Origin of the sequence: Herbaspirillum camelliae (assembly GCF_001929405.1) — a bacterium.
Classification (GTDB): domain Bacteria; phylum Pseudomonadota; class Gammaproteobacteria; order Burkholderiales; family Burkholderiaceae_D; genus Herbaspirillum; species Herbaspirillum seropedicae.
The window spans coordinates 3,906,283-3,924,611 of record NZ_KV880769.1 but is presented as its reverse complement, the minus strand read 5'-3'; the positions used below and the strand labels follow the sequence as shown (position 1 = coordinate 3,924,611).

Sequence of the window (18,329 nt, the reverse complement as noted above, 5' to 3'; positions counted from 1 at the left end):
AAAGGCAGGATGAATAAGCGCTGCAGGGACGATTGCTTCAGAATCGCCCCCGTTGGATATCAGTACCGATGTCGCTGCGAATTCCCGTTAAGACCATGTATTGTTTGCTCAAAGGCAATATTGTCACTATCTGGCGATGGCTGCCCACGCCTTGGCCTCGATTGACGGCGCACCGGCATGCTCACCTGGCGCGTCCCCCGAGGAAAGTAAATCACATTAATCCTGTATTGTGCATAGCTTTTTTGCACTTTTGCCAAAGAAATCCGTTGCCTTGTCCCTTCAAGAGCCGCGCCGGGCGTGAAGAATGCAAATCCGGCCCCGCTGATTAGCTGTTGCACAAGTTTTCTGAACAGTTGTTCACTTGTCGTTTACAAAGTGAGATTTTTGCCATCCTGCAAAGAAAAAGGCAGCCGCATCTTCATGCGGCTGCCTTGATCGCCGCCCGCCTTGCCCTGAAGCAAAGGGGCGCGCCGGACGGGCTTATTTGCAGAACTACCTGCCGAACTACCTGCTGAATTACTTGCTGAAACTCAACTGGCCATGCTCCACGTCCACCCGCACCACATCCTTGGGCCCGAACTTGCCGGCCAGGATCTGCTTGGACAGCGGGTTCTCGATCTCCTGCTGGATGGCGCGCTTGAGCGGACGAGCGCCATAGACCGGATCGAAACCAGCCTCGGCGATCTTCTGCAGACCGGCCTCGCTGATCTCCAGGCCGATCTCCAGCTTGGCCAGGCGCTGCTCCAGGATGCGCAGCTGGATCTTCGCGATGGCGCCGATGTTCTTGGCGTCCAGCGCGTGGAAGACCACGATCTCGTCCACTCGGTTGATGAATTCCGGGCGGAAGTGCGTGCGCACCTCGGCCATCACGGCCAGCTTCACCAAGGCCGGATCGCTGTCTTCCATGCTCTGGATCTTGTGCGAACCCAGGTTGGAAGTCATCACGATCACGGTGTTCTTGAAGTCCACGGTACGGCCCTGGCCATCGGTCATGCGGCCATCGTCCAGCACCTGTAGCAGCACGTTGAAGACATCCGGGTGGGCCTTCTCGATTTCATCGAGCAGGATCACGCTGTAGGGCTTGCGGCGCACCGCTTCGGTCAGGTAGCCGCCCTCTTCATAGCCGACATAGCCCGGCGGCGCGCCGATCAGGCGGGCCACGGAATGCTTTTCCATGAATTCGCTCATGTCGATGCGGATCATGGCGTCTTCGGTATCGAAGAGATAGGACGCCAGCGCCTTGCACAGCTCGGTCTTGCCCACGCCGGTGGGACCCAGGAACATGAAGGAACCATAGGGCTTGCTGGGATCGCCCAGGCCGGCACGGGAACGGCGGATGGCGTCGGAGACGGCCACGATGGCTTCGTCCTGGCCGACCACGCGTTCATGCAGCACGTCTTCCATGTGCAGCAGTTTTTCGCGTTCGCCCTGCATCATCCGCGAGACCGGAATGCCAGTGGCGCGCGCCACGATCTCGGCGATTTCTTCAGCGCCCACCTGCGTGCGCACCAGCTTCGGCTTCTCGGTCTTGACGCCCGCCGCATCCTTCTTGTTCTGCACTTCCAGTGCGGCTTCGAGCTCGGCCAGCTTGCCGTACTTCAGCTCGGACACCTTCTGCCAGTCGCTCTTGCGGGTGGCCTCTTCCATCTGCAGGCGCACCTTCTCGATTTCTTCCTTCAACTGCTGGCCTCCCTGGGCGGTCGATTTCTCGGCCTTCCAGATTTCTTCCAGGTCGGCGTATTCACGCTCGAGCTTCTCGATTTCTTCCTCGATCAGTTGCAGGCGCTTCTGCGAGGCTTCGTCCTTCTCGCGCTTGACGGCTTCGCGCTCGATCTTCAACTGGATCAGGCGACGGTCGAGCTTGTCCATCACTTCCGGCTTGGAATCGATCTCGATCTTGATCTTGGCGGCAGCCTCGTCGATCAGGTCGATGGCCTTGTCCGGCAGGAAGCGATCGGTGATGTAGCGATGCGACAGCTCGGCCGCGGCCACGATGGCCGGGTCGGTGATGTCCACGCCGTGGTGCACCTCGTACTTTTCCTGCAGACCGCGCAGGATGGCGATGGTGGCTTCCACGCTGGGCTCGTCCACCAGGATCTTCTGGAAGCGGCGTTCCAGCGCGGCATCCTTCTCGATGTACTGGCGGTATTCATCCAGGGTGGTGGCGCCCACGCAATGCAGCTCGCCGCGCGCCAGGGCGGGCTTCAACATGTTGCCGGCATCCATCGCGCCCTCGGCCTTGCCAGCGCCCACCATGGTGTGCAGCTCATCGATGAAGACGATAGTCTGGCCTTCGTCCTGGGCGATTTCCTTGAGGACCGCTTTCAGGCGTTCCTCGAATTCGCCGCGATACTTGGCGCCCGCCAGCAGGGCCGCCATGTCCAGCGACAGCACGCGCTTGGACTTGAGGCTGTCCGGCACTTCGCCATTGACGATGCGCTGGGCCAGGCCTTCGACGATGGCGGTCTTGCCCACGCCGGGTTCGCCGATGAGGACCGGATTGTTCTTGCTGCGCCGTTGCAGCACCTGGATGGCGCGGCGGATTTCATCGTCGCGGCCGATCACCGGGTCCAGCTTGCCGGCGCGGGCGCGTTCGGTCAGGTCCAGGGTGTATTTCTTCAGGGCTTCGCGCTGGCCTTCATCCTGCTGCGAGGATACGGAGGCGCCACCGCGCACGGCGGTGATGGCGGCTTCCAGCGACTTGCGGGTCAGGCCGTTTTCGCGCGCGGCGCGGCCGGCGTCGGACTTGTCGTCCACCAGGCCCAAGAGCACCATTTCACTGGCGACGAACTGGTCGCCATGCTTTTGCGCTTCCTTGTCGGCCAGGTTGAGCAAGGCCACCAGTTCGCGGCCGACCTGCACTTCGCCGCCATTGCCGGAGACCTGCGGCAGGCGCTTGACGGCCGCCTGCAAGGCGGCAGACAGGCCATTGACGTTCACGCCGGCGCGCTGCAGCAGCGAGCGGGCGCCACCGTCGTCCTGGTTCAGCAGCGCCAGGATGAGGTGGACGGGTTCGATGTATTGATTGTCGTGGCCGACAGCCTGGGATTGCGCATCGGCCAGCGCTTCCTGCAATTTGGTGGTGAGTTTGTCGAGACGCATGGTTCGCTCCAATTTTTCAATAAGATGAAAGTTGGGCCTGCGCCTGCGATTTTCAAGCAATGATCGTGCCGTCTGTGTTGATCTGCATCAGGTCACGCAGAGTGCTCATCATCCCGCAAGGGCGCGATAGCTTGCAAACCCGGCAACACAGAGCACGATGGAGCCCAGCAGATGCAAGCCGGAGTGGCCGATGGCCCAGAGGTAATCGCCCCGCTGCAACAGAATCATGGCTTCGGCCGAGAAGGTGGAAAAGGTGGTCAGCCCGCCCAGGAAACCCGTCACCGCAAAGAGCCGCCACTCCGGCGGCAATCCCGGGTGCTGCTCGAAATACGCCACCAGGAAACCGATCACGTAGGCCCCGATCCAGTTGGCCGCCAGCGTGCCCAGCGGCACGAAGTGACCCGACACGTTCCACACCACCGAGATGCGCCAGCGCAACCAGGCGCCCAGTGTCGCTCCCATCCCTACCGCCAGCCATCCCATGACATTCCCCCTTGATTGATCAGGCCTGCAGCCCAGCGCGCGTGGCCAGGCCCTGCATTTCCTCGCGCAGGCTGCCCAGGCGCTCCAGCGCCTGGTGGTCTTCCTGCAGGGTCCTGTCCACTGTTTCGTGCATCCAGTCTACCCAGGTGCTGATCTTGGCGTCCAGGTACTGACGGGAAGGATACAGTGCATACACGCCCATGTTCTGCAGGCGATGCTGTGGCAGCACCCGCACGATGGTGCCAGCGCGCAGAGCATCCACGGCCGAATAGATCGGCAGCACGCCGATGCCCATTCCCTCGCGGATGGCGGTGAGCATGGCCTCGGCCACGTTGACCTGGAAATTGCTCTTGACGGCGACGACCGCCCCGCCTTCCGGCCCTTCCAGTATCCACTCATCCAGCGGCGAAATGGGGCTAACCAGTTGCAGGCAGGCATGGTTGAGCAGGTCGGCGGGCTGCTGGGGAGCGCCGTATTTGTCGAGGTAGGCCGGCGAAGCGCACAGCATGCTGAAGGTAGAGCCGAGCTGGCGGTAGATCAGGCCCGAATCGGGCAGTTCGCGCGCCAGCACCAGGGAGACGTCATAGCCTTCTTCCAGCATGTCGGGAATGCGCTGGGCCAGGGTCAGCTCCACCGCCACATCCGGATAACGCTTGTGGTAGCCCGAGATCGACGGGATCACGTAGCGCTGGCCAAAGCTGGTCATGGCATGGATGCGCAGGCGGCCCGAGGGCTTGACGTAGGCGGCGCTGGCCTCGGCCTCGGCTTCATCGACATAGGACATGATCTGCTGGCAACGCAGCAGATAACGTTCACCCGCTTCGGTCAGGGCGATGCGGCGCGTGGTACGGTTCATCAGGCGCGTGCGCAGATGGCGCTCCAGATCAGCCACGGCGCGCGAGACATGGGCCGTGGTCAAGCCCATCTGCTGGGCCGCCTGCGTAAAGCTGCCGGCCTCGACCACACGCGCGAAGACGCGCATGTTTTGCAGGGTATCCAACATTTTCCTTCACTGTACACGGGGGTGCGGCGCGTAGACGGCGACAGCGTCGGTGCCGGGCGCACCTCCGGATGACAGCATTGTTACCCAGATTGGAGCAATCATTATTGCTACTTCTGATATAAACAATTGCCAAATAGCAGATTTTTCCAAAAATAATTACAAAATAGAATACATATCTTCTGATATTTGCATATTTTCGGGTAATTCCATGACACGTATCGCCTTCTCCAAGCTGCCGGCCCTGACCGTCATTGCGCTCTCGCTGACAATGGCCGGCTGCGCCGACCAGGGCGGCATCCAGCCGCAAGCCCAGGTCCGTGACGTGGCCGTGCTGGATGCCGGCCAGGCCATCCGCCAGGCCGCCAGCGAAGCCGGCTGGCCACAGCGCGCCTGGTGGCAGGCCTATGGCGATGCGCAGCTGGATCAACTGGTGACCCGCGCCGTGGCCGGCAACCCCAGCATGGCGGTGGCCGCCGCCCGGGTGCGCCAGGCGCAGTCGATGGCCGTGGTGGCGCATGCCGGCGAATTGCCCAGCGCCCAGCTGGATGTGTCGGTAGGCCGCAAGGACTGGTCCGACAACGTCTATTACGGCGCAGCCTTCCGCAACAAGCTGACCTGGAACAACACCGCCACGCTGGGCCTGTCCTATAACGTCGACCTGTGGGACCGCAACAAGAACGCCACCCTGCGCGCCCAGGACGAAATGCACGCGGTGGCCGCCGACGCCCGCGCCGCCCAGTTGGACCTGGAAGGCAATGTGGTGCGCACCTACGTGCAACTGGCGCTGCAATATGGCCTGCTGGACAACACCGAAGCCCTGCTCAAGGAAGAACAGAAGATCCTCGATCTGGCCCATCGCCGCTTCAAGGGCGGCCTCGGGACACAGCTGGAAATCACCCAGGCCGAATCCCCCCTGCCCGAAACCCGCCGCCAGATCGAAGCCCTGCAGGAAAACATCGCCCTCATCCGCAACCAGCTGGCTGCGCTCCTGGGCGCCGGCCCTGGCACGGCCGATGGAATCACGCGGCCTGGCATGCAACTGCAGACCCGCCTCGGCCTGCCCAGCGCGCTGCCTGCCGACCTGGTGGGCCGCCGTCCCGACATCAGCGCCGCGCGCTGGCGCGTGGAAGCGGCTGCCAAGGGGATTTCGGTGGCCAAAGCGGCCTTCTATCCCAATATCAACCTGCTGGCCGGCATCGGCCCGGCGGCCGCTGGCGGCGGCCTGTTCTCCTTCCTCTCCGCCCCCAACCTGCAGACCACCTACGGCCCGGCGATCTCGCTGCCGATCTTCGAGGGTGGGAGACTGCGCGGTCAACTGGGGGCGGCCAGCGCCGGTTATGACATCGAAGTGGAGCACTACAACGCCCTGCTCTCGCAGGCCCTCAAGGGCATCTCGGACCAGGTGGTGACCCTGCAATCGGTAGCGCGCCAGCAAGAGCAGGCGCAGCAGTCGGTGCAAGCCGCGCAAAAGAACGTCGACATCGCCACCCGCGCCTACCAGCGCGGCCTGACCGACTATCTCAATGTCCTGCACGCGCAGACCCAATGGCTGCGCCAGCAGCAGATCGTGCAGCAGTTGCAGGCGCAGCGGCTGGCCGCCTATGCGGCCCTGCAGACCGCGCTGGGCGGCGGCATCGAGGAGGCCGCACCGGCCAAGGTGGCGGCGCGATGAGCAACCCTGCCCTGCCCTTCAAGGCACAGCTGCGCGAGGCCGCCGCCGACTGGTGGCGCAGCGATGCGCCGACCTGGGTCTATGTCTTCAAGATGGTCTTGGCCGGCCTGCTGGCGCTGGGCATCGGCTATGGCCTGGACCTGGAATCGCCGCGCTCGGCGCTCATCACGGTCTTCATCGTGATGCAGCCGCAAAGCGGCATGATCCTGGCCAAGAGCTTCTATCGCGTCATCGGCACCCTGGTGGGCTCCATGGCCATCGTGGTGTTCGTGGGACTGTTTGCGCAGACGCCCGAGCTGTTCCTGCTGGCATCGGCCCTGTGGATCGGGCTGTGTACCGTGGGCTCGGCGCACAACCGCAATTTCCGCTCCTATGGCTTTGTGCTGTCGGGCTATACGGTCGCGCTCATCGGCCTGCCGGCGGCGCTGCATCCGGCCATCACCTTTGATTCGGTGATGACGCGGGTCACCGAGATCATGGTCGGCATCGTCTGCGTCGGCCTGGTCAGCGCGCTGGTGTTTCCGCAGGCCAGTGCGCCTGGACTGGTACGCATCATCCGTGGCCGCTTCACTGCCTTCGTCGATCTGATCAGCGCCACCCTGGGCGGCACCGCCGACCGCAAGCAGCTCGAAGCCACCAATGCCCGCTTCGTGGGCGACATCATCGGCCTGGAAGCCATGCGCAGCGCGGCCATCTTCGAAGACCCCGAAGTGCGCCTGCGCAGTGGCCGGCTGACCCGCATGAACAGCGAGTTCATGGCCCTGTCCACCCGCATGCATGCGCTGCACCAGCTGATGAACCGGCTGCACGCCAACCCGGCTGCCAGCGCACAGGTGGTCATCGATGCCATCTCGCCCTACTTCCGTGAAGTGCAGCCCCTGCTCACACGCGCCAGCGGCGAGCCGGTCATGAGCGCACTGGATGCCGCCGACGCCGCCCTGAAGCTGGACGCCTACAAGCGCGAGCTGCCGCGCCGCGTGCGCGCCACCCGCAACACGCTGGCCGAACAATGCCAGAGCGACAGCGCCATGCTGGACTTCGATACGGCCTCCGAACTGCTCTATCGCGTCATCGAGGAACTGCACGCCTACACCCTCACCTATGCGTCGATGACGCAGCGCCACCATGAGCGCGAGCAGTGGGAGCATTCCTATGCGCCCAAGACCAGCATGACCACCGCCCTCATCGCCGGCGCCCGCGCAGCCATCGTGATGCTGTGCCTGGCCGGCTTCTGGATCGCCAGCGGCTGGCCCAGCGGCGACGTGGCCGTACTCAACGCCGCCGCCTTCTGCGCCATCACCTCGGCCGCGCCCGATCCTGCCAAGGCCACCCGCACGGTCGCCATCGGTGTGCTCTTCGCCGCCGTGGCCGGCTACGTCTACACCTTCCATATCCTGCCGCGCCTGGATGGCTACTGGATGCTGGCCAGCGCGCTCATGCCGGTGCTGATGCTGGCGGTCTACCTGACCACCAAGCCCAAGTGGGCCGGCTATGGCCTGGGGATCTGTATCTTCTTCCCCTTCCTGGCGGTGCCCGACAACTTTGCGCATTTCAACGCAGCCGGCTATCTGAACGAGTCGGTGGCTCTGGTGGTGTCGCTGCTGGTCACCGCCGTGGCCTTCATGGTGCTGCTGCCGCCCACCACCGACTGGACCGTGCGGGTGCTGGAAAAGCAGCTGCGCAAGCAGGTGGTCGATGCCTGTTTCGGCAAGCTGGCCCATCTCGCCCTCAAGTTCGAGAGCGGCACCCGCGACCTGATGCACCAGATCACCATGTTCACCACCAGCCGCCCGCTGCTGCGCCAGAAGGCGCTGGGCTGGATGTTCGCCACGCTGGAAGTGGGCCACGCCATCATCGAGCTGCGCAACGAGCTGCATGGCATCCGCACCGAAACACCGGACCTGCTGCCAGCCTCCGCCTATGCCGCCCTGAACCGCCTGCGTGAAGCCATCCCGGCGCTGTTCGCGCAGCCCTCGGCGGCGACCCTGGCCAGCGCTCTGGCGGCCAATGACGCCACCATCGCCGAGGTCCAGACCGCCATCGGTCCGCATTACCGCGAACGCAGCGAACGCCATCGCCTGCAACGCACCTTGAGCTATCTGCATTTCATCCGTACCGCCCTGCTCGATGAACAATCGCCGCTGCACACCATGCGCGCGGGGGCTACGAACAACACAACGGGAGAGCGCCATGCCACGTGAGATTTCCTTCTTCGACGCCTATATTCCGACCGTCCTGCTGCTGGCGGTGGTGGCCGCCGTGCTGGCCATGCTGGCAGACCGGGTGCTGGTGCGCCTGGGCTTCTATGAGCTGACCTGGCACCCGGCGCTGTTCAGGGTGAGCCTGTTCGTCTGCCTGGCGGCCTTGCTGGGGCTGGCGGTGTATCGCTAGCCTGCTGGTTCCTTCCGCGCCCATCCCTTACGAAAAGATAAAGCAACATTCAGGAGTAGTTCATCATGTCGGTCAAATCGATCTTCCGCGTTCTCATCACCACGGCCATCTTCCTGCTGGCCATCCTGCTGGCCTGGAGCCTGTGGCAGCACTACATGCATTCGCCCTGGACCCGCGACGGCCGCGTGCGCGCCGAAGTGGTCAATATCGCCCCCGACGTTTCCGGCCAGGTCGTAGCCCTGCCGGTGCGCGACAACCAGTTGGTCAAGAAAGGCGACCTGCTCATGGAAATCGACCCGGCCCGCTACACGCTGGCGCTGCAGCAGGCAGAAGCCGCCGTCACCGCCCGCAAGGCCGAGCTGGACGTGCGCCGCGCTGAAGTGGAAGCGCGTCGCGCCGACCTGAACATGCGCCGCGCCCAGGCCCGCCGCCGTGCCGACGTCGATGCCCTGGTGGTCTCGCGCGAAGCCCGTGAAGACGCCGGCAGCCAGGTCACCGCCTCGCAAGCCCAGTTGGAAGCCGCCCAGGCCCAGCTGCAAGGCGCCCAGGCGCAATACCAGGCCGCCCTGTCGCAGCGCGATACCGCCAGGCTGAACCTGGAGCGCACCAAGGTCTTCTCGCCGGTGGATGGCTACATCACCAACCTGAACGTGCGCCGCGGCGACTATGCGGCGGCCGGCGCGGCCAAGATCGCCGTGATCGACAGCCATTCCTTCTGGGTCTATGCCTACTTCGAAGAAACCAAGCTGCCGCTCTTGTCCATCGGTGACCGGGCCAGGATCCAGCTGATCAACGGCGCTTCCATGGAAGGCCACGTGGACAGCATCGCCCGCGGCATCTACGACCGCGACAATCCGCAAAGCCGCGAGTTGACTGCTGACGTGAACCCGACCTTCAACTGGGTGCGGCTGGCCCAGCGCATCCCGGTGCGCATCCAGCTCGACAAGGTGCCGGAGAACGTGCTGCTGGCCTCGGGGCTGACTTGCACGGTGGTATTGGAACCGGGTAGCGGCAAGCAACAGGCCGTGGCCAAGAACTGATGGTCTGAAGAAAAGAGGGGAGAAAGGAGGCGACCTGGCAGCAGGTCGCCTTGTTCATGGGCGCTTGCGTATCACTGCGCCGACGCTCATGCCCACCGGCTTGAGCAGCTTGTCGGCGGTCGCCAGGGTGGGACTGGACTCGCCTCGCTCGATGTCTTGCAGTGTACGGGCAGACACGCCGCACAATTTGGCATATTCGGCGATGGTCAGCCGCAAGGTGGTGCGGATCTTGCGAATCACCGCAGGCACCGGCAGGGTCGGATCAGCCGCCAGTTCATCGAAGAGCGCGCGCCGCTCTTCCATTTGCTCAATGGCGCTCAGGGGCTTGAAGCGTTTGTCCATTCAGAGCGCCTCGAGTTGTGCCCGTACCTGCGCCACGGTGGCCGCCAGCGGGTCAAGGAAGTTGGATTCGATACCCAGGCTGCGGCCATAGTCCAACACAGGTCGGTCAACGGCCATGCAGGATATCCTCATATACACACTAAACTATCATTATTACCAGGAAAAACTAGATCAATAATGATAGTTTGATGTGAAAGTAATACAAGCACTAGTCTGCAAACACCTGCCAGACCAGCCACACATTGGCCGCCGAAATGGTCACGAAAAGCAGCCAGGCCAATGCGCTCACCCACCAGCGGTTGACCAGGTCGCCCATCAGATCGCGGCGGCTGGTGAGGCGGATCAGCGGATACATGGCAAAGGGCAACTGCAGCGACAGCACCACCTGGCTGGCCACCAGCAGCTTGCCCACCGAATGCGGCCCCAGCGTGAGCACGCCGATCAGCGCCGGCACCAAAGCGAGTGCACGGGTGATGAGGCGGCGCTGCCAGCAGGGAATCTTCAGCTTGAGAAAGCCTTCCATGATGACCTGTCCGGCAATGGTGCCGGTGAAGGTCGAACTCTGCCCCGACGCAAACAGACCCACGCCAAAGAGGATGGCCGCCATGGCCGACCCGGTGATGGGGTCCAGCAGGTGGTAGGCCTCATCCAGCTCGGCCACCTGGGTATTGCCGCTCTTGTGGAAGGCCGAGGCCGCCAGGATCAGGATGGTGGCGTTGATGACCATGGCGATCAAGAGCGACACCGTGGTATCGACCCGCGTATAGCGCACCGCCTCCAGCAGCGACGCCGGATCGCGCTGCACGCTGCGGGTCTGGACGATGGAGGAATGCAGGTAGAGGTTGTGCGGCATCACGGTAGCGCCGATGATGCCGATGGCCAGGTACAGCGGTTCACGGCTGGAGATGGCCTGCAGCGAGGGGACGAAGCCCTGCATCACCTCGTGCCAGTCCGCCTTGACGAAGGCCAGTTGCGCCAGCAGACAGGCGGCGATGGTGATGACCAGTCCCAGGATGATGGCCTCGACCTGCCGGAATCCCCGGCCCTTCAGGCCCAGCACGATCAAGGTATCCAGCGCGGTCAGCAACACCCCCACCGGCAGCGACACGCCCAGCAGCAGATTGAAGGCCAGCGCACAGCCCAGCACCTCGGCCAGGTCGCAGGCGATGATGGAGAGCTCGGCCAGCACCCACATGCCCTTGCCCACCGCCGGCGGATAGTGCTCGCGCGAATGCACCGCCAGGTCCTTGCCGGTAGCGATGCCCAGTCGTGCGCACAGGCATTGCAGCACGATGGCCGCCAGGCTGGAGAGCATCACCACGAAGAGCAGTTGGTAACCGAACTGCGAACCGGCCTGGATGGAGGTGGCCCAGTTGCCGGGGTCCATGTAGCCGATCGAGACCAGCAAGCCCGGGCCGACATAGATGCGCAGCTTCTGCCAGACCGAAGCGCCACGCGGCACCTGGACCGTGCCGGCGACTTCGGAAGGACAGAACGGCGCCGTGGCCGTGGTGGGCAAACCCGGGATGCGGGGAAAACGGAAAGTGAATGGCAAGACGAGCTCCCCCTGTGTGCCGTTGATGGCGGTGCGCCCGATCAGCGTCCCGGGCGGCCGCGACTTATTGTGACCACTTGGCCAGCGCCGTGTCGTCGCTCTCGCGGGCGTCGACCCAGCGCTCGCCTTGCGGCGTCTGCTCTTTCTTCCAGAACGGCGCCTGGGTCTTGAGGTAATCCATGATGAATTCGCAGGCCGCAAAGGCTTCGCCGCGATGAGGCGAGGTCACCGCCACCAGCACGATCTGCTCGCGCGGCAGCATGGGACCGACGCGATGGATCACCAGCGCATCGAAGATGGGCCAGCGCGCCTTGGCCTGCTCGACGATCTGTTCCAGGGCGCGTTCGGTCATGGCCGGATAGTGTTCCAGCTCCATCTCGGAAACCGCTGCACCCTCGTTGAGATCGCGTACGGTCCCGACGAAACTGACCACCGCCCCGACACGCGGATTGGACAGGCGCAACTGCGCCACTTCAGTGGAAAGATCGAAATCGGCAGTCTGGACGCGGACGGGCATGGCTGGTCAGAAAAAGAAATGCAGGCTGAGATTCTACCAGCGCAGGCCAGCCCGCGAGCTGGCCTGGATCAGACCAGCAGCCCCCACAGCACCAGCGTCATGCCTAGGCCGATCACCGAGACCAGGGTCTGGATGACCGACCAGGTGGCCAGCGTCTGCTTCAGGTTCAGCCCGAAGTATTCCTTGACCATCCAGAAGCCGGCGTCATTGACGTGGCAGAAGAACACCGAACCCGCCCCAATGGCCAGCGCCATCAAGGAATTGTGCGTGGCCGACAAACCCGCCACCAGGGGCGCGACGATGCCCGCAGTCGCCGTGGTGGCGACGGTGGCCGAACCGGTGGCCTGGCGCAACGCCACGGCAATGATCCAGGCCAGCAGGATCAGCGGCATGTGGGTGCCATCAGCGATCTTGGTGATGGTGTCGCTGATGCCAGCCGACAGCAGGGTCTGCTTCAAGCCGCCGCCCGCACCGATGGTCAGCAGCAGGCCGGCAATCGGCGGCAAGGCGCGGCGCAGCGTCGCGCCGACCTCGAAGCGGCTGCTGCCCTGGCCCCAGCCCAGCACGACCACGGCGAAGAGCACCGTCACGGTCAGCGCGATGATGGGTTCGCCAAAGAAATTGAGCATCTCGAAGAGCTCGGTCTTGGGCGTAACCCAGATGCGCGCCACGGTGCGGCCCAGCATCAGCACCACCGGCAGCAGGATGGTCACCAGCGCCACCAGGAAGCTGGGTTGCGACTGCCCTTCCCGGGCGCTGAACAGTTTGCCGATCTGGTCTGGCTCGGCCAGATTCAGGCGCGGCGCGATGAAGTTGCCATACAGGGGACCGGCGATGATCACCGCAGGAATGGCCACGATGAAGCCCAGCAACATGGTCGTCCCCAGGTCCGCATGCAAGGCAGAGACGGCGATCAGCGGGCCCGGATGCGGCGGCAGCAGCGCGTGCAGGGTCGTCATGCCAGCCAGCGCCGGAATAGCCACGCGCATGATGGGCAGTTCCGAGCGGCGCGCCATGACGAAGATGATCGGCGCCATCATCACCAGCCCGACCTCGAAGAACAGCGGCAGACCCACCACCAGCGCCACCAGCGCCATCATCCAGGGGATGAAGCTGCCGCGCGCATAGCGCAGCAGGGTGTTGACGATACGGTCGGCCGCGCCGGATTCGGCCATGAGCGCACCCAGCATGGCGCCCAGGGCGATGATGATGCCGGCTTCGCCGAGCAGGCTGCCGGCACCCTTGCTGAAGGCCTTGGCGATATCTTCCAGCGGCAGGCCGGCGCCGATGCCGGCCACGAAGGTGCCGATGAGGATGGAGAGGAAAGGTGCGATGGACAGGAAACTGATCAGCGCCACGATGGTGACCAGTGCGGCCAGCGTCACCAGCAGCAACTGCGTGTCCTGGGCCGCCCAGGCGGCCAGATGAGTCGAAATCAAGATGGTTCCTTCTTCAGGTGTGGATGAATGCGCATCGCTTCATTGGACGATGTCTTGTGCACCCCCTCCGCCGGCCTGTTTGGCGCAGGCCGTGTCTCCTCCCAAAGAATCCGGATTTCCGAATGTTTGGTTCAGCCCGCTGGGCGCGGGTCTTCCGTCTTTTGCCAGACGCTGGCCAGCCACGGCTGCTGCTCGCGCGGCAAACCGTCGGGGCGGTAATAATGCCGCAATTCAATGAATCCTGCTGGCTCCAGGTAACGGCGCCAGCCTTCCAGGCTATGCCAGACGCCATAGCGCGGACCGCTCCAGCCCTCCAGATCGCCACCTCGCGGATTGGAACTGAAGAGGATGCCGCCGGGCTTGAGGCTGGCCCGCAACTGTCCCAATACACGCGGCAGCTCGGCTGACGGTACATGGAACAAGGAGGCATTGGCAAAAATGCCGTCGAAGCGCTGCAACGGCAGCTCCAGCCTCAGGAAATCCTGATGCAAGACCTCGCAACCACTGGCCGCACGCGCCATCTCGACGAATTCGGCAGTACCGTCCAGCCCCACCGCCACATGACCGCGCCGGGTGAATTCGATCAGGTCGCGTCCAGGACCGCAGCCGAAGTCGAGGATCGTGAACGGTCCCTGTCCGGCTGTATCTGGTCTAGCGCTCAGGGCTTGCAGCAGCGCCGCCATGTTCTGGCTGACGTCATGATCCCAGGTGCCCTCGCGAAAGCTTTCGGCATGGCTGCTGTAATGCTCCAGCGTAGCGGCGGCAGGATCGCGGCGGGTGCTCATCTCAGCCACCGGTGACGGGCGGGAAGAAGGCCACTTCGCCCCCGTCGGCGATTTCGGTATCGGCCTCGGTCATCTCGTGGTCGTAGGCCATGCGCAGGTTCTTTTCCGGCCCCAGCACCTCGGCCCAGATGCCGCCCCGCCCCATCAGGAAGGCGCGCACGTCGCCAACCGTCTTGACGCTGGTCGGCAGCTCGATCACCTCTTGCGAGGTCTTGAGGGCTTCGCGCACGCTGGCGAAGAAACGCAGTTCGATTTTCATGGGATGTCCTTGAGGAGTTCAGTTCAGCAGGTGATCGAAGGCCAGGAACTGCACCATGTCGCCAGCGGCGATGGTCTGTCCTGGCGGATTGTCGATCAGGCCATCGGCCCAGGCGGTCGAGGTCAGCACCGCCGAACCCTGGCTGGGGAAGAGGTCCAGGCCGCCTTGCGCATTGCGACGCACGCGCAGGAATTCCTGGCGGCGGTCGGCGCGGGGCCAGTCGAAATCGGCGCGCAGGGCGACCGCCTGCGGCAGCACGGCCTCGCGTGGCAAACCTTGCAGGCGCAGCAGGAAGGGTCGCACAAACAGCAGGAAAGTAACGAAGGACGAGACCGGATTGCCCGGCAAGCCCATGAAGAAGGCTTCACCTGCCCCCTCCCCGCGCCGCACCTGGCCAAAGGCCAGCGGCTTGCCGGGCTTCATGGCGATCTGCCACATGTCGATGCGGCCTTCCGCTTCTACCGCCGGCTTCACATGGTCTTCCTCACCCACAGAGACACCACCGCTGGTGATGATGAGGTCATGCTCGCGGGCGGCTTCGCGCAAGGTCTCGCGGGTGGCCTGCAGACTGTCCGGGACGATGCCGAAGTCGCTGACCTGGCAACCCAGTTTCTGCAACAGCCCGCGCAGCAGGAAGCGGTTGGAATTGTAGATGCCGCCCGGCTTCAACGGCTGGCCCGGCATGGTCAGCTCGTCACCGGTGAAGAAGACCGCCACCCGCACGCGACGCAGCACCTGCAGCTGCGCCTGGCCGATGGATGCGGCCAGCCCCAGTTCCTGCGGGCGCAGGCGGGTACCGGCGGCGAGGATGGTGCTGCCCTGGCGGATATCTTCGCCGATGGTGCGCACCCATTCGCCCGCTACGGGCACGTGGCGAATCACCACATGCTCGCCATCGGCCTCGCAGGCTTCCTGCATGACCACGGCGTCAGCGCCCGCCGGCATCACGGCGCCGGTGAAGATGCGGGCCGCCGTGCCAGCCTCCAGCGGCTGGCCGACTTGGCCGGCCGGGATGCGCTGGGAGACGCGCAAGCGCGCTTGACCCGAGGCGCAATCAGCGGCACGTACGGCATAGCCATCCATCTGCGAATTGTCCATCCCCGGCACGTCGATGGACGCCGTCACCGGCTCGGCGAGCACGCGCTCGCAGGCGTCCAGGGTGTCGATGAGCTCGCGCTGTGCGACCGGTACGGCCGCAGACAGCAGGGTCTCCAGCGCCTGGCTGACGCTTTGCATGGGCGCGCGTGCCGGCTTGGCCGAAGACGTGGAGGCGGAGGAATTGGGCGTGGAAGACATGGCAGGCCTGACGAAGAAGATCGGGCAACGGGTCAGCGTTGTTTTCTGGTCGATACAGCGACCCGACATTCTAATGCAATCGACGCCCTTGCGCGCCGCATGAAAAACGCCGCCCGGGCCAATGGCGCGGACGGCGTTGAACGCTGAGCCGTGCGGCTTACAGGCCGGTGTGTTGCGCCACGTAGGCCTTCACCCGCGCCGCATCGGCCGGCATCACTTCGAAGCGCTGGGGCAGCGCCTCGATGTTCTCGAAACCGGCCGGACGGTCGGCATCGCGGCCCAGGGCTTCGCGGATGGTTTCGTTGAACTTGGCCGGCAAGGCCGTTTCCAGCACGATCATGGTCACGCCCGGGGTGAGGTGCTCGCGCGCCACCTTGATACCGTCGGCGGTGTGGGTATCGACGGTGATACCGTAGGTCTTTTCAGCAAAGCGGATGGTCTCCAGGCGGTCGGCATGGGTGGACCGGCCCGAGGCAAAGCCATACTGGATCACGCTGGCGAATTCGTTGCCGTCGCAGCCGGCCTGGCCGCTCAGGTCGAAGCCGCCTGCGGTCTCGACCTTGTGGAACAGGTCCTTGACGCGGGCGCTGTCGCGGCCCAACAGGTCATAGACGAAGCGCTCGAAGTTGGAGGCCTTGCTGATGTCCATGCTGGGGCTGCTGGTGTGATAGGTCTCGGCCGACTTGCGCACGCGGTAGATGCCGGTGCGGAAGAATTCGTCGAGCACGTCGTTCTCGTTGGTGGCCACCACCAGCTTGTCGATGGGCAGGCCCATCATGCGGGCGATGTGGCCGGCGCAGATGTTGCCGAAGTTGCCCGAGGGGACGGTGAAGGACACCTTCTGTTCGTTGCTGGTGGTCGCGGCCAGGTAGCCACGGAAGTAGTACACCACCTGGGCCACCACGCGCGCCCAGTTGATCGAGTTGACAGTGCCGATCTTCTTGGCGGCCTTGTACTCCAGGTCGTTGGAGATGGCCTTGACGATGTCCTGACAGTCATCGAAGACGCCTTCGATGGCCAGGTTGAAGATGTTGGGGTCTTGCAGGCTGAACATCTGCGCGGTCTGGAAGGCGCTCATCTTCTTGTGTGGCGACAGCATGAAGACGCGGATGCCCTTCTTGCCGCGCATGGCGTATTCGGCGGCGCTGCCGGTGTCGCCGGAGGTGGCGCCGACGATGTTCAATTCCGCACCCTGCTTGGCCAGCGCGTATTCGAACAGGTTGCCCAGCAGTTGCATGGCCATGTCCTTGAAGGCCAGCGTGGGGCCGTTGGACAGGCTCTGCAGCACCAGCTTCTTGCCGCCCTGCTCTTCCAGCGTGCGCAGCGGCGTGATCTCGGCCGCATGTTCGCCGGCGCGGGTGTTGCGATAGACGTCGGCGGTATAGGTCTTGTGCGCCAGCGCCTTGAGGTCGGCTTCGGGGATGTCGGTGGCGAACTTGCGCAGCACCTCGAAGGCCAGGTCGGCATAGGACAGCTTGCGCCACTGGTCCAGTTCGGCGCCGCTGACCTGGGGATACTGCGCCGGCAGGTACAGGCCACCGTCCGGGGCCAGGCCACCCAGCAGGATTTCGGAGAAGGAAGGTGTTGCAGCGTGACCGCGGGTGGAGACGTATTGCATGTCGATAGGAAGCGCCGTAGGCGGCTGGAGCGTGAAGTGGGAAGAAAGTCCACGATTATACGGTGTGAGGGCGCAGCACAAAAGCGCAGCCGGGGATTTGCGGCGAAAACCGCCCCAGCGCTGCCCCGGCAGCCACTTGCCGTGGATCATCAAGCTGAAATAAAACGTTACCAGGCTTGAAACACGGCCATGGCCGGGCTATGCTGCGCCACTTCTTGCTGCGCCGCCCGGTCTCTCTACTGGCCGGGAATGTTTGCACGCAGGCTACATCAAAGACGCTCTTCAAACTCAACAAGGATGGAAACGGCATGAACATCAAGATCAAGACCCTGCTGGCCACGGCCGGCCTGTTTGGCGCGGTGCTGGCAAGCCTGCCGGCCCACGCCGAGAACTGGCAATCCCTGGGCGGCACCGACCAGGCTGAACTGCTGATCGATACCGATTCCATCGTCGAGTCCGGCGGCATCCGCGAAGCCTGGTCGCTGTGGAACTTCAAGGAAGCCCGCCCCAACAACGGCGACAAGAGCTTCCCCACCCTGAAGTCCTACAAGGACCTGCATCAATACAACTGCAAGGCCGGGACCATGAAGCTGGTGCGTGAAATCATCTTCGCCGAGAACGATGGCAAGGGCGACAAGCGCGATCACTCCGATGCGCTCAAGGGCATGGAATTCGCCAAGCCCAAGCCGATGTCGGTGGGTGACGCCATGCTGCAGGCGGTCTGCAACGTCGAACTGAAGAAATAATCACTGTTCGGCGTTGCCAACGCCGATACGACAGGCACGCCCAGCAGCCAATGCCGTTCAGCTTAAGACTGAGCGGCATTT

Annotated in this window: 16 protein-coding genes; 5 read left to right on the top strand and 11 right to left on the bottom strand. The window is 63.9% G+C overall.

Annotated features, from left to right (window positions below):
* Positions 1–516: 516 nt before the first annotated feature.
* The 3 genes from clpB to BGK68_RS17645 form a co-directional block, all read right to left on the bottom strand.
* Entirely contained in the window at positions 517–3,102 is a 2,586-nt protein-coding gene (gene clpB / locus BGK68_RS17655) for an ATP-dependent chaperone ClpB (RefSeq protein ID WP_075258157.1), read from the bottom strand.
* A 108-nt stretch (positions 3,103–3,210) separates the two neighbouring features.
* Complete coding sequence (crcB, locus tag BGK68_RS17650; RefSeq protein WP_013234091.1) at positions 3,211–3,585, bottom strand: fluoride efflux transporter CrcB; 375 nt, start codon at positions 3,583–3,585, stop codon at positions 3,211–3,213.
* Between the two features lie 19 nt (positions 3,586–3,604).
* On the bottom strand, positions 3,605–4,585 hold the full coding sequence (locus BGK68_RS17645) for a LysR family transcriptional regulator (protein WP_075259876.1): 981 nt from the start codon (positions 4,583–4,585) through the stop codon (positions 3,605–3,607).
* A 211-nt stretch (positions 4,586–4,796) separates the two neighbouring features.
* On the opposite strand from BGK68_RS17645, the gene BGK68_RS17640 reads away from it, so the two are divergent.
* The 4 genes from BGK68_RS17640 (at position 4,797) to BGK68_RS17625 (ending at position 9,691) form a co-directional block, all read left to right on the top strand.
* Complete coding sequence (locus BGK68_RS17640) at positions 4,797–6,260, top strand: efflux transporter outer membrane subunit (RefSeq protein WP_075258156.1); 1,464 nt, start codon at positions 4,797–4,799, stop codon at positions 6,258–6,260.
* The gene (locus BGK68_RS17635) at positions 6,257–8,461 is read left to right on the top strand and encodes an FUSC family protein (RefSeq protein WP_075258155.1); all 2,205 of its coding nucleotides are present in this window, start codon (positions 6,257–6,259) and stop codon (positions 8,459–8,461) included. The genes BGK68_RS17640 and BGK68_RS17635 overlap by 4 nt, the downstream gene beginning before the upstream one ends.
* Complete coding sequence (locus tag BGK68_RS17630; RefSeq protein WP_008328259.1) at positions 8,451–8,651, top strand: DUF1656 domain-containing protein; 201 nt, start codon at positions 8,451–8,453, stop codon at positions 8,649–8,651. Before BGK68_RS17635 ends, BGK68_RS17630 begins: the two co-directional genes overlap by 11 nt.
* Positions 8,652–8,716: 65 nt before the next feature.
* Positions 8,717–9,691, top strand: coding sequence for an efflux RND transporter periplasmic adaptor subunit (locus tag BGK68_RS17625; RefSeq protein ID WP_075258154.1), 975 nt, complete (start codon positions 8,717–8,719; stop codon positions 9,689–9,691).
* Positions 9,692–9,745: 54 nt separating this feature from the next.
* Here BGK68_RS17625 and BGK68_RS17620 read toward each other — a convergent pair whose 3' ends face one another.
* From BGK68_RS17620 to thrC, 8 genes are all read right to left on the bottom strand, one after another.
* Complete coding sequence (locus BGK68_RS17620; protein WP_075258153.1) at positions 9,746–10,033, bottom strand: helix-turn-helix transcriptional regulator; 288 nt, start codon at positions 10,031–10,033, stop codon at positions 9,746–9,748.
* Positions 10,034–10,241: 208 nt separating this feature from the next.
* A complete protein-coding gene (locus tag BGK68_RS17615; RefSeq protein WP_075258152.1) occupies positions 10,242–11,588 on the bottom strand; it encodes an Nramp family divalent metal transporter in 1,347 nt (448 codons plus the stop codon).
* Positions 11,589–11,652: 64 nt separating this feature from the next.
* Complete coding sequence (moaE, locus tag BGK68_RS17610) at positions 11,653–12,105, bottom strand: molybdopterin synthase catalytic subunit MoaE (protein WP_075258151.1); 453 nt, start codon at positions 12,103–12,105, stop codon at positions 11,653–11,655.
* A gap of 68 nt (positions 12,106–12,173) precedes the next feature.
* Complete coding sequence (locus BGK68_RS17605) at positions 12,174–13,544, bottom strand: GntT/GntP/DsdX family permease (protein WP_075258150.1); 1,371 nt, start codon at positions 13,542–13,544, stop codon at positions 12,174–12,176.
* 131 nt (positions 13,545–13,675) lie between these two features.
* On the bottom strand, positions 13,676–14,329 hold the full coding sequence (locus BGK68_RS17600) for a class I SAM-dependent methyltransferase (protein ID WP_075258149.1): 654 nt from the start codon (positions 14,327–14,329) through the stop codon (positions 13,676–13,678).
* A gap of 1 nt (position 14,330) precedes the next feature.
* Positions 14,331–14,588 carry a molybdopterin converting factor subunit 1 gene (gene moaD, locus BGK68_RS17595; protein WP_075258148.1) on the bottom strand — a complete coding sequence of 86 codons (258 nt, stop codon included), beginning with the start codon at positions 14,586–14,588 and terminating at the stop codon, positions 14,331–14,333.
* A gap of 18 nt (positions 14,589–14,606) precedes the next feature.
* Complete coding sequence (locus tag BGK68_RS17590) at positions 14,607–15,824, bottom strand: molybdopterin molybdotransferase MoeA (RefSeq protein ID WP_456077589.1); 1,218 nt, start codon at positions 15,822–15,824, stop codon at positions 14,607–14,609.
* Positions 15,825–16,041: 217 nt separating this feature from the next.
* Positions 16,042–17,502 carry a threonine synthase gene (thrC, locus tag BGK68_RS17585; protein ID WP_075258146.1) on the bottom strand — a complete coding sequence of 487 codons (1,461 nt, stop codon included), beginning with the start codon at positions 17,500–17,502 and terminating at the stop codon, positions 16,042–16,044.
* A gap of 308 nt (positions 17,503–17,810) precedes the next feature.
* On the opposite strand from thrC, the gene BGK68_RS17580 reads away from it, so the two are divergent.
* Positions 17,811–18,248: a surface-adhesin E family protein gene (locus BGK68_RS17580; RefSeq protein ID WP_075258145.1), complete on the top strand. Its 438-nt coding sequence runs from the start codon at positions 17,811–17,813 to the stop codon at positions 18,246–18,248.
* The last annotated feature ends 81 nt before the right edge of the window (positions 18,249–18,329 follow it).

Bases quoted from the DNA above. Each gene is read 5' to 3' on its own strand.
- clpB (WP_075258157.1), bottom strand. From the start codon at position 3,102: ATGCGTCTCGACAAACTCACCACCAAATTGCAGGAAGCGCTGGCCGAT.
- crcB (WP_013234091.1), bottom strand. From the start codon at position 3,585: ATGGGATGGCTGGCGGTAGGGATGGGAGCGACACTGGGCGCCTGGTTG.
- BGK68_RS17640 (WP_075258156.1), top strand. From the start codon at position 4,797: ATGACACGTATCGCCTTCTCCAAGCTGCCGGCCCTGACCGTCATTGCG.
- BGK68_RS17635 (WP_075258155.1), top strand. From the start codon at position 6,257: ATGAGCAACCCTGCCCTGCCCTTCAAGGCACAGCTGCGCGAGGCCGCC.
- BGK68_RS17630 (WP_008328259.1), top strand. From the start codon at position 8,451: ATGCCACGTGAGATTTCCTTCTTCGACGCCTATATTCCGACCGTCCTG.
- BGK68_RS17625 (WP_075258154.1), top strand. From the start codon at position 8,717: ATGTCGGTCAAATCGATCTTCCGCGTTCTCATCACCACGGCCATCTTC.
- BGK68_RS17620 (WP_075258153.1), bottom strand. From the start codon at position 10,033: ATGGACAAACGCTTCAAGCCCCTGAGCGCCATTGAGCAAATGGAAGAG.
- moaE (WP_075258151.1), bottom strand. From the start codon at position 12,105: ATGCCCGTCCGCGTCCAGACTGCCGATTTCGATCTTTCCACTGAAGTG.
- BGK68_RS17600 (WP_075258149.1), bottom strand. From the start codon at position 14,329: ATGAGCACCCGCCGCGATCCTGCCGCCGCTACGCTGGAGCATTACAGC.
- moaD (WP_075258148.1), bottom strand. From the start codon at position 14,588: ATGAAAATCGAACTGCGTTTCTTCGCCAGCGTGCGCGAAGCCCTCAAG.
- BGK68_RS17590 (WP_456077589.1), bottom strand. From the start codon at position 15,824: ATGCAAAGCGTCAGCCAGGCGCTGGAGACCCTGCTGTCTGCGGCCGTA.
- thrC (WP_075258146.1), bottom strand. From the start codon at position 17,502: ATGCAATACGTCTCCACCCGCGGTCACGCTGCAACACCTTCCTTCTCC.
- BGK68_RS17580 (WP_075258145.1), top strand. From the start codon at position 17,811: ATGAACATCAAGATCAAGACCCTGCTGGCCACGGCCGGCCTGTTTGGC.